14 protein-coding genes and 1 pseudogene are annotated in these 14862 nt (G+C 59.2%); 5 read left to right on the top strand and 10 right to left on the bottom strand.

Going from position 1 to position 14862, the window contains the following annotated elements; genetic code table 11:
- Positions 1–43: 43 nt before the first annotated feature.
- The 3 genes from Q1A00_RS02215 to Q1A00_RS02205 all read right to left on the bottom strand — a co-directional run bounded on the left by Q1A00_RS02215 (position 44) and on the right by Q1A00_RS02205 (position 3463).
- Complete coding sequence (locus tag Q1A00_RS02215; RefSeq protein WP_298402705.1) at positions 44–955, bottom strand: homogentisate phytyltransferase; 912 nt, start codon at positions 953–955, stop codon at positions 44–46.
- A 292-nt stretch (positions 956–1247) separates the two neighbouring features.
- Positions 1248–2456, bottom strand: a complete 1209-nt coding sequence (locus tag Q1A00_RS02210) for an aminotransferase class I/II-fold pyridoxal phosphate-dependent enzyme (protein ID WP_298402706.1) — start codon at positions 2454–2456, stop codon at positions 1248–1250.
- Between the two features lie 62 nt (positions 2457–2518).
- The gene (locus tag Q1A00_RS02205; protein WP_299755042.1) at positions 2519–3463 is read right to left on the bottom strand and encodes an NAD-dependent epimerase/dehydratase family protein; all 945 of its coding nucleotides are present in this window, start codon (positions 3461–3463) and stop codon (positions 2519–2521) included.
- Positions 3464–3753: 290 nt separating this feature from the next.
- Between Q1A00_RS02205 and Q1A00_RS02200 the strand changes: the two genes are divergently transcribed.
- The 3 genes from Q1A00_RS02200 to Q1A00_RS02190 all read left to right on the top strand — a co-directional run bounded on the left by Q1A00_RS02200 (position 3754) and on the right by Q1A00_RS02190 (position 6304).
- Positions 3754–4125 (top strand): hypothetical protein, encoded by a 372-nt coding sequence (locus tag Q1A00_RS02200; protein WP_299755039.1) that lies wholly within the window; start codon positions 3754–3756, stop codon positions 4123–4125.
- A gap of 80 nt (positions 4126–4205) precedes the next feature.
- The gene (locus Q1A00_RS02195) at positions 4206–5945 is read left to right on the top strand and encodes a signal peptidase I (protein WP_299755036.1); all 1740 of its coding nucleotides are present in this window, start codon (positions 4206–4208) and stop codon (positions 5943–5945) included.
- Positions 5942–6304 carry a hypothetical protein gene (locus Q1A00_RS02190; protein ID WP_298402710.1) on the top strand — a complete coding sequence of 121 codons (363 nt, stop codon included), beginning with the start codon at positions 5942–5944 and terminating at the stop codon, positions 6302–6304. The genes Q1A00_RS02195 and Q1A00_RS02190 overlap by 4 nt, the downstream gene beginning before the upstream one ends.
- A gap of 3 nt (positions 6305–6307) precedes the next feature.
- Here Q1A00_RS02190 and Q1A00_RS02185 read toward each other — a convergent pair whose 3' ends face one another.
- From Q1A00_RS02185 to Q1A00_RS02165, 5 genes are all read right to left on the bottom strand, one after another.
- Complete coding sequence (locus Q1A00_RS02185) at positions 6308–6745, bottom strand: CBS domain-containing protein (RefSeq protein WP_298402711.1); 438 nt, start codon at positions 6743–6745, stop codon at positions 6308–6310.
- 83 nt (positions 6746–6828) lie between these two features.
- Entirely contained in the window at positions 6829–7944 is a 1116-nt protein-coding gene (locus Q1A00_RS02180; protein WP_298402712.1) for a sodium ion-translocating decarboxylase subunit beta, read from the bottom strand.
- 149 nt (positions 7945–8093) lie between these two features.
- A complete protein-coding gene (locus Q1A00_RS02175; protein ID WP_298402713.1) occupies positions 8094–8549 on the bottom strand; it encodes a biotin/lipoyl-containing protein in 456 nt (151 codons plus the stop codon).
- A 6-nt stretch (positions 8550–8555) separates the two neighbouring features.
- Positions 8556–8909 (bottom strand): OadG family protein, encoded by a 354-nt coding sequence (locus Q1A00_RS02170; protein ID WP_298482888.1) that lies wholly within the window; start codon positions 8907–8909, stop codon positions 8556–8558.
- Positions 8910–8927: 18 nt separating this feature from the next.
- Positions 8928–10472, bottom strand: a complete 1545-nt coding sequence (locus Q1A00_RS02165; protein WP_298402715.1) for an acyl-CoA carboxylase subunit beta — start codon at positions 10470–10472, stop codon at positions 8928–8930.
- A 265-nt stretch (positions 10473–10737) separates the two neighbouring features.
- On the opposite strand from Q1A00_RS02165, the gene Q1A00_RS02160 reads away from it, so the two are divergent.
- On the top strand, positions 10738–11610 hold the full coding sequence (locus Q1A00_RS02160) for a hypothetical protein (RefSeq protein ID WP_298402716.1): 873 nt from the start codon (positions 10738–10740) through the stop codon (positions 11608–11610).
- Between the two features lie 29 nt (positions 11611–11639).
- On the opposite strand, the gene Q1A00_RS02155 is transcribed toward Q1A00_RS02160, so the two are convergent.
- A complete protein-coding gene (locus Q1A00_RS02155; protein WP_298402717.1) occupies positions 11640–12386 on the bottom strand; it encodes a CPBP family intramembrane glutamic endopeptidase in 747 nt (248 codons plus the stop codon).
- Entirely contained in the window at positions 12373–13437 is a 1065-nt protein-coding gene (locus Q1A00_RS02150) for a histone deacetylase family protein (RefSeq protein ID WP_299755029.1), read from the bottom strand. The genes Q1A00_RS02155 and Q1A00_RS02150 overlap by 14 nt, the downstream gene beginning before the upstream one ends.
- 837 nt (positions 13438–14274) lie before the next feature.
- Here Q1A00_RS02150 and Q1A00_RS02145 point away from each other — a divergent pair.
- Positions 14275–14862, top strand: a pseudogene (locus Q1A00_RS02145) (RCC1 repeat-containing protein); the annotation flags it as partial.

The following is a 14862-nucleotide window of genomic DNA, read 5'->3' as shown; positions in this document are numbered from 1 at the left end:
AGTCAAACTGCCGCACCTTATGCAAGATGAGTAACAATCGCGTTCATACCTGCCCCAACGCATCGGTCAACTGGTAAATGCTCAACAAGGCAAACTCAGTATAGAAAATGCCCCAAAGGAACATATAAAAATTGGTAATAGATTGTTGCTGGCGCAGATCAACCCGCAAACTTGCCCACCAAAAGAGCGCAATCACGACGGTGTGGCTAAGCGCGAGAAAGCCGGCAGCAAGGGCAGGCAATGACCACAAGCCAACCGCGATCGGCAGCAGATAACACCCGGTCAGCAAGAGGCGGCCAACCTGCAACACCCGCTGCGGCCCCCAGCGCGTCGTAAGTGTCTCGATCTGATAGAGGCGATCGCCGCGATCATCGGGCAGGTCTTTGTAGAGCGCAATCACCAGCGCGAAACCGAAAAAGAAGACCCCAGCAAGGATGAGCGTCGTGAGTGGCAGCTCCACCCCTAATCGGCTCTGATAATGAAACGCCAAGCCAACGTTGGCAATCACACCGCGCGCACTGGCGATGCTCAACGCAGCCGCCAACGGCTTCCGCTTTAGGCGTAAGGGCGGCAGGGAATAGAGCGAACCGATCAACGCAATGACGGCTACCGTCAGCCAGAGCGCCCAACTCAGCAACGCCGCGCCGATCAGGGCAATTGCCAACGCCGCGGCCACAAGGCGCCGGCCCGCACTGGTGCTCAAACGACCGGCAGCTATCGGTAGCCACGGCTTATTGACGAGATCGATCTCGACATCAGTGAGTTGGTTAATACCGACGACATACAGATTGAGCGCCAAACAGACGATCAACGTGGCCAGCGCTAATCCAATCAGATCGGAGGTAAGCGGACGCCAGCCGGCAACGATAATGAGCATCGTTATCACTTGGACGCTGGTGGCAATGATGGTGTGGGGGCGGGCAAAATCGTAGAGCAGACGCAGATGTTTGGGCATGAGAAATAACCTATAGATTACTTGTTTTTTACCCTGATAGAGAATGATGAAGTTTTTATCTCTGACACTTTTATCATACGTTGAAAAGTGAAGTGCTGTCAATAGGGCCGGTTGGCGTAGCGGAGACTGCGGCGGAGAAGTTGTGTTCTTGCTTGCCGGCTGTCCTTACGGGCCGCCGGAGGCAGCGGTGCAATCCCTGCAAGGGTGGGAGGGACGCCCGCAGGTATTGATGGGCGTTAGCGCAGGAGATTGCTGTAGGGGTTGCGTGACCAAAACGTCGTGCCAATACCGTCTACCGCAACGCTGCCAATGCCTCATCAATATCGGCGGCGGTGTGTTCGGCGCTGATTTGAAAGCGGATGCTATCGTCGCCGCGCGGCACCACCGGATACATAATCGCGGTTGCCAGCACCCCTCGGGCAAAGAGAGTGTCAACGAGAGCTGCCGTTGCCGCCGGATCGCGCACAAACAGCGGCACCACCGGATGTGCACCGGGCAGAGTCTCGAAGCCGCCGTCGCGCAAGCCTTGTCGGAAACGGGCCGTCATGGCGCGTAAATGCGCCAACCGCTCTTGGCCCTCAGCGCTCTCCAGAATGTCTAGCGCCGTGCTAGCGGCGCTCGCTTCGCCAGCGGTGATTGGGTTTGAGTAGATATAGGTTGGGCTGGTTTCACGCAGGCTATCGATTAATACCTGCGGCCCGACAACGTAACCGCCGTTCGCGCCAAATGCCTTGCCCAGTGTACCAATCAGCAGATCGGCGCGCGCGCTGCAATACTCTTCGCAACCGCGGCCGGTGGCACCGAACGCGCCGACGCCGTGCGAGTCGTCAACTATCAGCAAGGCGTTTTCAGCAAACATCGTATCGTGACGAGCCACAATTGCGGCAATCCGGTCGAGAGGCGCATGCACGCCACGCATCGAGAAGATGCCATCAGTGACCACAATCGCCCGCCGGCAGGTCTGAGAGGCTTGGGCGAGCGCTGCATCGAGTTGCTCAAGATCGAGATGGCGGTAGACCAGCTTCTCGCGCGGGCGGGCAAGCCGAATAGCGTTAATGATGCAGTTGTGGTTCAGTTCATCGCTGATGATCGCCGTGTCAGGCGTGGTGAGTGATGTGATCACGCTGAGCACAGCAGCATAGGCGCTGGCAAAGAGCATCGCTGCATCGCGTTGGTGAAAGGCGGCCAGCCGTTGTTCAAGCGCTACGTGCGGGGCGAGCGTGCCGCTGATAAAACGCACCGCGCCGGGGCCGACGCCAAACTGGTGCGTCGCCACTTCCGCTGCCGCGATCAAGCGCGGATCGGCGGCCAAGCCGAGGTAGCTGTTGGAATTCATGCGAATGAACGGCTGATCGTAGCCGGCGACCCGGTAGCGTGGCCCGCGAATGCCGTCACCCGGCAGCCGTTCGGTGATCACGCGCTCAAAGCCTTTCCGCCGCCGTTCAGCGCTGAGTTGGTCGAGTTGCTGTTGGAGGATTCCCGCAAGACGGTCGTGAGGCATAGCGTTCTCCGTATCTAGCAGGTGGACTCGTCGGTGGAGCGATTGGTTAGGCAGCAGCGAGTTTACAATGCGCTGTGATGGCGCATCACCCGCAGCATTTCATCCACCATTCCTTCCAAATCATAGTGCGGTTGCCATCCCCAATCGGCACGGGCTGCGCTATCGTCAAGCGCATGCGGCCACGAGTCGGCGATGGCTTGGCGGTAGGGTTGGACCTCGTAGTCGATCTGAAATTCAGGGATGCGGCGACTGATCGCGGCGGCAACTTCGGCGGGGGTGGCGCTAAAACCCTGAATATTGTACGCATTCGCGTAGCGCAACCGGTCACGGTCGGCAGACATCAATTCGAGCGTTGCCCGGATGCCATCGGCTATGTACATCAGCGGCAAGCGCGTATCCGGCTGCAGGTAGCAGGTATAGGCGCCCGTGCTCAGCGCGGCATGAAAGATTTCAACTGCGTAGTCGGTGGTGCCGCCGCCGGCTGGTGCAGTGGCCGAGATCAGGCCGGGGAAGCGGAGACCACGTGCATCGAGGCCGTAGCGGGCCACATAGTACGAGCAGAGCAACTCGCTCATTACCTTGCTGATGCCGTACATTGTCGTGGGGCGCTGGATCGTCACTTGCGGAGTGGGGTCGCGCGGCGTTTCTGGGCCAAAGGCAGCAATGCTGCTCGGCACAAAGATTTGGCACCGGTGTAAGCGCGCTACTTCAAGCACGGTATACAGGCCATCAACGTTGAGCCGCCATGCCTGCTGCGGCATCCGCTCGGCAGTGGCCGAGAGCATGGCTGCCAGATGGTAAATGATGCCGATGTTCGCACGGGTCACTAATTCATCGAGCGCAGCACCATCGGTGCAATCGAGCATGACATACGGCCCAGCCTCATCGGTCGCCGGTTTGAGATCACTGGCAGTAACGCGCGTCTCGCCATAGATCTGGCGTAGCGCCGGTACTAAATCGGAACCTACCTGCCCCAACGCGCCGATGACCAGAATCCGTCGCTCCATTGCGGTGCCTCATCTTGGTCAGCGAAATGCATGACTGGTACTTGTTGTTATACACGATAGCGGCGGATTCTGCTAGAGGGTGTTGGTATGGTCAGGGTGAATCTGTAACAACATTCAATATTGTAATTTTTGTCGCAATATTGTGTGGTACTGTGGTCATATCTCTGATCACAGAACGATTATCGGTAGGAACATACTTTTATGCGATGGTCATTCGTCAATGCCTCAACTATCATCAATTCTAAAGAAACGGTTAGGGAACCGCTTCGCGATATGCAAGGAGGCATTGTATGTCTACTCTTCTCCATCCCAAAACCCTGATCGCCGCTGTGCTAGCACTGGCCCTTGCTGCTGCTGCGTATGGTTTTGCCGCCACCAACTCGTTTGGCAGTGCAGTTGTTGTTGCCGGTGATGGCTCGTTGACGATCAGTGGCTACACGGTCGGCAGCTTGACCTATGTCTACGATGCGACCGATCCGACGTTGATCGACAAAATTACCTTTACCCTGACGGGCGCTGCTGCTCCGACCACCGTGCTCGTACAACTCGATAGCTCGAACTGGGTGACCGCAACCGAGGCGAGTGGTACGTGGACGGCAGATCCTTCGCCGAATGTGCCGATTTCGACCCATACAACCTTGCGCATCGTGGCGCACAACTAATCGACAGTGATCTTGAGAGCGGGCGAGAGGCGGGTGAGATCGCTCCTCTTGCCCGTTCTGTCTGATGAGAGGCGGTTATAATGATAGGGCGAACAGTCATCGGACGGTGGCTAGGTGGGTTGGCGATTCTGCTCAGCTTCGCTCTGATCTGGTGGTTGTTTGCCCCCCGCTCGCTTGGCGGCATCACCCAGTTTGTTGTGATCAACGGCAACAGTATGGCCCCGCTCTACCAACGTGGTGATTTGGTGATCACGCGCGTTGCCGATGACTATGCGCCGGGTGATATTGTTACCTACCGCCATCCTGAGATTGGGTTGGTGATCCATCGCATTATCGGTCAAGATGACGAACGTTGGCAGTTAAAGGGTGATCACAACGATTTTGTTGACCCCTATGAGCCGTTGACGACCGAGATTGAAGGGCGGGCGTGGCTGCATATACCTCGGCTAGGGAGCGGCTTAGTGCTGGCGCGGCAATACTGGTGGCTGATCATTGTGGCGCTTGCAGGAGGGATGGTGATGGCACAACCACGCGCAACCGGCCGCCGTCGCCGGCCACGTCATGCAATCGTTCAGCCGGTTGAAGTAGAGATGGCTGCGGTAACACTGTGCGCTCTTGGCGCAATCATCGCCGGCATGCTCGCCGGCTACGCCTTTCTCCAACCCGCCAGCCGGGTCGTCAACGAACCGGTCGTCTATCGCCAACACGGGATATTTACCTATCTCGCCGATGCTCCTCCCGGCGTTTATGATACTGAGCAGGCTCAGACCGGCGATCCGGTCTACTTCCAACTATCATCAACGCTGGTCGTCACCTTTCACTACGAATTGCCTAATGTCACCACGGCCAGCGGCACGATCGCGTTGAATGCCGAAGTCAGCACCACGAACGGTTGGCGACGGCGGTTGGCACTCGCGCCAGCGCAGCCGTTTCAGGGGACAGAAGCAACCGTGCAGGGGGTGATCAATCTCGCCGATCTACGCGCGCTGATCGGTCAATTCGAGCAGCAAACCGGGTTGAGCAACCCGTACTACCTTCTTGCTATCACCCCAGATGTAGCTGTGAACGGTAAAGTGGACGGGCTGGTGTTCAGTGATACCTTTGCGCCACAGTTGCTCTTCCGGTTTGACAAAGTGCAGCTCATACTGGTCAATCCTACCGATGACCGGCAGGGGCTTGCCCCGCGTGCAGAGGGCCGAGTGGCGCGGACGAGGATCGAGCCAGCGCAGTTGTCGTTGATGTTCCTCAGCCTTGAGGTACAGACGGCCCGGTGGTGGGGGATGGTGATTGCTGGCGGGTTGGCGGTGGTCTTCTTTGCAATTGGTTGGCCATTATGGCGGCGTTGGCAACGCGATGAAACGCTGCGGATTCAATTCTGGTACGGCAATCTCATTATCACTGGCACGGCGCCCCATGTTGATTTGCCACGGGTAGCCGTGGCGACGATGGCCGATCTGACTCGTTTGGCCCAACGCTCCGGCGGGTTAATCATCCGCGACACCAGCAGCGAGCCAAGCCAATACGTGTTCATTAACGACGGTACGGTCTACGTCTATCAAGCTGCCGAGTCTGAGTCAGAGGCGTACCTGTGCTTCACGCCAGCACCGGTTGAACACTGTCCGCCGTTGGTGGATTGGCGTGATCGGTTTCTGACCACCCTGCGCGAGACAGGCTTGGTGAGTGAAGCCTGCCAAGCAGTGGGAGTTGATCCCTTCACCGCGTATCGTGAGCGTAGTCAGAACCTAGCGTTTGCGCAGGCATGGCGCGAGGCCCGCCAAAAGCATTGGGAAGCGGCGACTGAACAGCGAGGCGAGGCATGAAACGGTTCATTTTGCTAATCTTGATGAGTGCCGTTATCAGTGCAACGGCACTGGCATCCGCTGCAAGCATTGCGATTCCCGCCGCTGCAATGGCCGACCTGCACATAGCGCTGAGCGCGCAAGATGTAGCGCCGCCGGACTGCATCGGCATGGATTTGAGCACAATGATCTCTGGCGCTGGTGTGATCACCGGTACTGATAGCAATGACCTCATCGTGGGCAGCGCCGGCAATGACCTCATCGATGGCCGGGGAGGCAACGACTGCATCATTGGCGGCAAAGGTGACGATACGCTCATTGGCGGCGCTGGGTTCGATGTCTGCATTGGCAGCGGCGCCGATCCAACCTGTGAGCGGTAATAACTACTCAGTCTCTTCCGCCGCCCACGTGCTCGCCACCAGCCGGAAGATGTCTGATTCGGTGATGATCCCGACTAGCCGACCATCATCAACTACCGGCAGGCCGCTGACCCGCGCGCGCACCATGATCGCCGCCGCTTTACCGATCGAATCACTTGAGGCAACGGTCAATGGATTCGGTGTCATCAGTTCGGCCACGGTCTGACCGGCGAGGTTAAAGCGGGCCAACCGGCGCTCTTCTTCATCGCGGGGGTGGCTCATCGCCTGCTCAATGTCGCTGCGGGTGATAATGCCAACCAGATTGCCTTGTTTATCCACCACCGGCATGCGCCGCACCCCGCGTGCCCGCATGCGCTCATAGGCAGCGAGCGCCGAAAAATCCGGCGGAACGCAAACCGGGTTTTCGGTCATCCACTCGGCTACGCGCTCGGTCTTCGCCATATTCAAACTCCTCTATCGCTATCAATACTTTCTTCTCATTGTATACCGCCGGTTACAGTAGGGACATACCACGCTACGCTCTCCTACCTTCCCATCAACGCCAAGACGACCCCGCCAGCCACCACACTCGCAACCTGCCCGGCGGCGTTTGCGCCCATCGCGTGCATCAGGATGAAGTTCTCGAAATCCTCTTCGTGAGCCAGCTTTTGCACCACGCGCGCCGCCATTGGGAAGGCGCTGATGCCGGCAGCGCCGATGATCGGGTTGAAACGACCCCGGCTGAGCAGGTTGAGAAACTTGCCGAAGAGCAGCCCGGCGGCAGTGTCGAGTACGAAAGCGAGAATGCCTAGCGCGAGAATGGCCAGCGTTGCCGGTTGCAAGAAGCGGGTGCCCTCCATCGTTGAGCCGATGGCCAACCCCAAGAAGAGGGTCACGATGTTGGCCAGCTCGCGTGACGAAGTGTTGGTCAGTCGCTCGACCACACCCGACTCGCGCATCAGATTGCCGAGCATCAGCATGCCGATCAGCGGAATAGCGAATGGCACCAGTATACCGACCACGATCGTCGTCACGATTGGAAACAGAATGCGGGTGCGCCGGCTGATCGGGCGGCTTATGTATTCCATGCGGATGCGCCGTTCGGCGGGTGTGGTGAGAGTGCGGATAACCGGCGGCATAATCACCGGCACCAGCGACATATAGCTATAAGCGGCGACCGTGATCGGCCCGAGTAATTGCGGTGCGAGCAAGCTTGAGACATAAATCGAGGTGGGGCCGTCGATCGCGCCGATGATCCCGATTGAGGCCGCTTCTTCGCGGCTAAAGCCGAGGGCCAACGCGGCCAGCAGGGTGCCGAAGATGCCGAATTGGCCGGCTGCACCGACCAAGACCATGCGCGGGTTCGACAGCAGCGGGCTGAAATCGGTGAGCGCACCAATGCCGATAAAGATGAGCAGCGGGAAGAGTTCGTTGCCAATGCCGGTGTTGTACAGAATGGTGAGCATGCCGTCTTCGCCGAGTAGCGGTGACAATGGCAAGTTAGCCAGTAGTGCGCCGGCGCCGATTGGTATGAGCAGCAGCGGTTCGTAATCGCGCACAATCGCGAGGTAGAACAGTAAACCGGCGACGGCGATCATCACCAGTGATTGCCATGTGATCGAGGTGATCCCTTGTAAGAGCCTGAGGGCTAGTTCGTCCATAGGGTTGATCGCTTTTCTGCTGTATCACTCCCTCTCACCCATCTATTACCCCAACGGGAGAGGTTGCGCGAAACTTCACATTACAAGACTTGCGCATCGTGCGTTGCGTGCCAGCGGCTCACGCTCCGCAGCGGCTCGCTGCGCCGCGTTTACTCCTCGGCCAATTGGGCGAGCGGCTCGCCGTACCCGACGCTCTGGCCGGTCTTGACCAAGATCGCCGCGACCACGCCATCGCGCGGCGCGCCAATACTGTTGTTCATCTTCATCGCTTCGAGCACGATGATCGGCTGGCCGCGTTTGACCTTCGCGCCGGGTTGGGCTACGATCTGCAAGATGGTGCCCGGCATCGGCGCCCGGATCAGGTTGTCGCCAGCAGCGGCGGCTGGGGGCAGGGCAGCCGGTAGCGGTGGTGCAACCGGTGCGACTGGCGGTGCGGGTAGCGCAACCGGCGCAGCGCGCGGCGCGATCTCGCCGATTTCGCCGCTCTCGTTCAATTGCACCTCGAACTCGCGCCCATCGAGCTGGACAGCGAAGCGATCGCTGCTCACCTCTGCAATGTCAACTGTATACGTCTTGCCGTTAATCGTTAGTTGATAGCGACGCATCGCGAGTTATCTCCTTCGTTGCCAACTTTGATTCTGGCGCGCGCGGCCAGCCGCCACCCAACGACTGGCAAAGAGCAGGCTGCCCGGCCAGTAGCTGCGCACCGTTGGCGCTGCTTCACGGCGCAACGTCGCTGTGTGAACGGCGACAGCGACAGCGATCGCTGCCACTTCATCAGGCGTGAGCTGCCCCTCTCCTGTTGGCGCTACTGCTGGCGCCAGTGCTACCTCAGCCGCCGTGGCTGGTTCCGGTCGGTCGAAGTAGGTTAGCAGCGTGAGCAGCCCCCACACTAAGACCAGAACGGTGAAGACAATGCCCATACCGAGCACGGTCATCATCAGCCCAAACCCAAGGTTTTCCATAACGTCTCCTGCCGCTATTCACGACGGATACAACCCGTGCTTGCGCGGCGGGTTCTGTTGCACTTTGGTGCGCAAAATCTCTAGCGCTCGGATCAGGCGGGGCCGGGTTTCAGCTGGTTCGATCACTTCATCGATCTGGCCCAGATCGGCGGCATGGTACGGGTTAAAGAACTTACGCCGGTACTCGGCGACAAACTCCGCCATGAGTTGCGCCGGATCGGCGGCAGCGCGCAGCTCGTCGCGACGCAAGATGCGCACCGCCCCTTCGGCGCCCATCACCGCAATCTGGGCCGATGGCCACGCAAAGTTGAGGTCGCAGCGCAATTGTTTGCTTGACATAGCCACATATGCGCCGCCGATTGCTTTGCGTACTACCACCGAAATCTTCGGTACGGTCGCCTCGCTATAAGCGTAAATAATTTTCGCGCCATGCCGGATCACGCCGCCGTACTCCTGCTCGATACCGGGCAAAAAGCCGGTCGTATCGACAAAGGTGATAATCGGAATGTTAAAGGCATCGCAGATGCGGACAAAGCGGGCAATTTTGTCGCTGGAGTCAATATCGAGCACACCGGCCATCACTGCCGGCTGGTTGGCGACCACGCCAACCGCATAACCGTCGAGCCGGGCAAAGCCAACTACCGCATTTTGGGCGAAGAGTGGTTGAATTTCGAGAAAACTATCATGGTCGAAGACCAGATCGATCAGGGTGTGAATATCGTACCCTTGTCGTTCATCAGCCGGCACCAGCGCATTGAGCGCCGACTCCTGCCGGTCGGCGCGGTCGTAAGGCATGATCTGGGGCGGGTCTTCGTTGTTGTTTTGCGGTAGGTAGCTCAGCAGCCGCTTGATCAACTCAATCACCGCCTGATCATCAGGTGCCGAGAGATGCGCAACGCCGCTGCGCGCGCAATGCACCGCTGCCCCGCCTAGCTCTTGGGTCGAGATGTCGCGGCCCGATACCGCTTTGATCACGTCGGGGCCGGTCAGGAACATATAGCCGGTCGACTCCGACATGATCACGAAATCGGTTAAGGCTGGCGAATAGACCGCGCCGCCGGCGCAGGGGCCAAGAATGGCCGAAATCTGTGGTACTACGCCTGATGCCAGCACATTGCGCACAAAGACCTCGCCGTAGGCAGCCAGCGAACGGACGCCCTCTTGGATGCGCGCGCCGCCCGAATCGTTCAGGCCGATGATTGGGATGCCACTTTCCAATGCGAGATCCTGCATCCGGCAAATCTTGTTGGCCTGCACCGCCGAGAACGAGCCGCCCATCACGGTAAAATCTTGCGCATAGACTGCTACTCGCCGCCCGTTAATCTTGCCGAACCCGGTGACGGTGCCGTCACCGGGGATGCGCTGCTCGTCATCTTCGGTGATGCTGGTCGCCAAGGCGCCAATCTCTTGAAACGAACCGGCATCGAGCAGCAAGGCCAAGCGTTCACGTGCCGTCAGCTTGCCGCGCGCATGTTGCTGGGCAATCCGTTCTGGCCCGCCGCCCTGCATCGCCCGCTCGCGCAGGCTGCGCAGCCGTTCGAGTTGCTCTTCGGGGGATTCCACTGCCACACCTCGTTGTTGTTGGGTCTGAAGCCAATGGCAGTATAGCGGGTTCGCTGCCGTGATGAGGAAAAGAATTCACTACTAGGCGCAAATGTTTGGCGACGAACGATTACCGGCACGATAAGAAAATAGGACTATTAGGTAGTAGTACTATTGGTAGCGATACAGCTATAAATAGAGCCATGGCGTCTTTTTGGTTCATTGCCAGCATCCTTGCTCGAAAGGTGACGCTGGCATCGCGCATCAGCAGAAAGGAGACAACAGGATGATTCTGCGCGCAAGCGACCGGCTTCCCCCGCGGGCCGGATTGTTATTGACCATCGTTGTCCTCGTTTTTCTTGGGGCCATGCCGCCTTCAACGACGACTGCCAATGCTCAGCTCCAGTCAAACGCTCTGTTCCGTGGTGATGTTGCGTGTGTGTTTCGCCCTTCGGCCCAGCGTTTCTACTGCGATACCGGGCGAGATGGCGGTCTTGCCGAATATAGCGTTGTCTTCGATACGGAAACTGATATTCCGCTGCTCGGTGACGTCAACGGCGATGGCCGCGATGTGGCGTGTGCCTATCGCCCATCCACCCATCAATTCTTCTGCGATACAGCGCGCAACGGTACTCCGGCTGAATTTGTCGTTCTTTTTGGGGTTAGCGGCGATATTCCGCTGCTCGGCGATGTTGACGGCGATGGCCGCGATGATCCGTGCGTGTATCGCCCGTCGCTGCAACGATTTTATTGCGATACGGCTCGCAATGGCGATAGCGCGGAATATACGGTCAGTTTTGGGACAGCCACTGATACGCCGCTGCTCGGTGATATTGACGGCGATGGCCGCGATGATCCATGCGTGTATCGCCCGTCAACGCGCCAGTTTTTCTGTGATGTGGCCCATGACGGCGGCGCTGACGAGTTTGCCGTTCAGTTTGGGAACGACGGCGATATTCCACTGCTCGGCGATATTGATGGTGATGGCCGCGATGATCCGTGCGTGTATCGCCCGTCGCTGCAACGATTTTATTGCGATACGGCTCGCAATGGCGGCATGGCCGAAGTTGAAGTTGCCTTTGGCTCAGCCGGTGATGTACCATTGATCGGGTCGCTAGGCCTGCCGTTTGGGGTGGCAGTGCCGTTGGTGGTGCGGTAGTAGGGCAAGGGCCGGTTTCAAACCGGCTTTTACGACACCCCACCCATCGACAGCACCAGTGCCATTGCCAGCAGCGCCAACGTGTTTTGCAACATGTGAAAGAGCACCCCCGGCCAGATCGAGCCGCTTTGTTCGCGCAGATAGCCAAGGCATAGACCGGCGACGAACAGGCCGGGAATAAGCATTGGGATGAAGTGAACAACCGCAAAGACGGCGGCGCCAATGACGACAGTGAGTACACTGTTCAAATGACGGCGCAACAAATGGTGGAGCACACCGCGAAAGAAGAGTTCTTCGACCAGTGGGACAACCCCGGCAATGAGCACCCACAATGCGATCAGCTCACCTGTACCGAACGCCTGTCCGCCTGAGATACTCTCGATCTGCGGATTTTGGAACTCGCCAAACAGGAGTGTGACTCCGGCGTTTGTCAGCACCATCATCCCCATGCCGAAGATAAAGATGGGTGGAACGAGGGCGAAGTACATCCAATGCGGCCATTGCAATCCCAAATCGCGCCAGCCGGCGCGTGGGCCAATCACAGCTAGCACCGCACCGCCAATGATGAGATACAGCAGCATGCCGGCAAGGTAAACGGGCGGGCTGACAAAGCCGCGCGAGGTGTCCCAGTCGGCTACTTCGGCCAGTGTACGGAGGAGGAGAACAATCAATGCTCCGCCTGCGCCGATCACCAGCAGCGTAATGAAGAGATCGCGCCAGCCCCACGCCGGCGCGATCGGCGGTTGCGATTGCTCAAGCGGGTTATTCGTCAGCATGCGAGATAACTCCATCTAGTAGTGTCGCCACATTTGTGCCCAAGGCTTCGATCGCGTACCCGCCCTCTTGCACGATGAGCGTGGGCAGGCCAAGTTGCCCAATCGCAGCGCCAATTGCGCGATACGCGGCTGTAGTCAATTCAAAATCACCTAACGGATCAGCGTGGAAGGTGTCAAATCCGGCTGAGACGACCAGATAGCGCGGGCCATAATCAGCGATCGCTTGCAAGGCCTGCGCGAGAGCGGCCAGATACTCGCTATCGCCGGTTCCGGCCGGCAGAGGAATATTCAGATTGTACCCTTCACCGGCACCGGCGCCGCGTTCATCAGCGTAGCCAAGAAAGTATGGGTATTCACGGGCCGGGTCAGCATGCAACGAAACAGTCAGTACATCGTTGCGTTCGTAAAAGATGCTCTGCGTCCCATTGCCGTGGTGATAATCAATGTCAAGCACTGCCACCGCCGGCGCGCGCAGCGTCCATGTGGTATCAGCAGTGGCTGTGGCACGTGCCAGTCGGTCAGCGGCGAGGGCTGCATTGTTGAGGTAACAGTAGCCACCGGCTAGATTGGCGGCGGCGTGGTGGCCGGGTGGGCGGCAGAGCGCATAAGCAAACCGTTCACCCTGCAACAGTGCCGCAGCACCGGCCAGCGCCGCGCCGGCTGACGCTCGGGCAGCGGCGAAGGTGCCGGCGGTGATTGGCGCACTGAGATCAAACGTATAACGTCCGGCTGCCGCTTGCGGGCAATCGCTGCGCACGCGCAAACCGGGCAACGGCCATGCCGAAGGCATCACTGGCCCGCGCAACCCAGCGGCCTGCCAGCGTTCGTAGGCATGGGCAAGGTAATCGAGGTAGTCGGGCGTATGCACGGTAGCCAGTTCGGCGATGGTCGCTGGCGGCGCAGTGACCGGCGGCGCGAAGCCAGCGGCTTGCAACGCGGCAAGAATAATCGTAACTCGCTGTGGTGTTTCAAAATATGGCACCGTCTTTCCATCGAGTATCTCGAATGGCGGATCATGACGGTGATGGTCGGCACTGAGAAAGATGTTCATACCATTATTGTACCGTAGTCTGAACATTGGCGGGCGGAATGAATTCCGCTCCGGTTAATCCGTTGGGCGTGGGGGGTGGCCCCCGCCCCCGGCCCCTCCCCCACACGGGAATGCCCCCCACCCCCGGCCCCTCCCCCACACGGGGGGAGGGGGGTGGCCCCCGAATGGAGGGCGGAATGGAGGCCGCCCCGGTCAGTCCGTTGGGCATGGGGGGGTGAGGGGCAGGTTTTCAACCGGCCTCTCCTCCTTGCGGCGGCGTAGCGTGATTGGTGTGCCATCAGGCAGCGAGCCGTGTGTGCGGAGCAGTGCGACGGGGCTGTGCTTCGTCGTACTGCCGGCAACCGTGCGGCCTACTACTTGCCTCCACGTTTGCATTCGCCATACGTGTGTGCTATACTGTGCCCGCACGCAACGTCTCACCATATGACTGTCGTTCCATGCTCATCGTTGCCGTCATCCATCGCCCATATTGTTCCGATCAACCCGCGCTGGTGATAGTCATTCCGCCCCAACCTAGCGTGCCGCTCAATCCTTCCCGTGCTCCTAATGTATATATGGCACCACGTGCGTCTAACGCCCTGCAAGGAAACAGGGTTGCTTTGGTTGGTGCGTCTTCCTGCAACCAGCGACGATTGCCGTCGTGCGCCGATGGCTCTTGGAATGGTACTTGAGGAGTTGCTCAGGCTGCGGGTGTTCCTACCGGTAAGGATGCAGCAGCGTGCGCAGTAGCCGATAGGTTGGGCAATGTGCGGCAGGGACATCGAGCAGTTGTTGACCGGTTAGTAAAGTTCGTTGGTGCGAACGTATGAAGGCACAGCTTCTTCGTGGAGGAAATCGATGACTACTCGCTGTACAACCGTCCTAGCCATGTTGCTGATGATGCTGGTCGCCACCTCCCTGCCCGCGCCTGTGATGGCGAACCATCGTGCTTTCCCGCGCGCTATCGGCCCAACGTCCGCAACGAGCCTGTCAGGGGTTCTATCCTACACCGCCATCGCGACCGGTAACAATCACACCTGCGCGCTGACTACGACCGGCGAGGTGCACTGCTGGGGTGAAAACTCCTCTGGCCAACTGGGGAACGGGACGACGACCGCCAGCAGCACGCCGGTGGCGGTGAGCGGGCTGAGCGGGGTGAGCGCCATCGCAGCCGGTGAGGACCACACCTGCGCGCTGACCGAGGCCGGCGAGGTGCGCTGCTGGGGTGCCAACTCCTTTGGCCAACTGGGGAACGGGACGAGAGCCAACAGCAGCACGCCGGTGGCGGTGAGCGGGCTGAGCGGGGTGCGCGCCATCGCAGCCGGTGGGTTTCACACCTGCGCGCTGACCACGGCTGACGAGGTGTGGTGCTGGGGTGACAACTACTCCGGACAACTAGGGAATGGGACGACAACATCATTTGGTGGCATTGGCACGCCGGTGGCG

The organism is uncultured Chloroflexus sp. (assembly GCF_938091255.1).
Taxonomy (GTDB): Bacteria; Chloroflexota; Chloroflexia; order Chloroflexales; family Chloroflexaceae; genus Chloroflexus.
The sequence above is the reverse complement of the archived record's forward strand: the minus strand, read 5'-3'. Positions and strand labels throughout refer to the sequence as shown.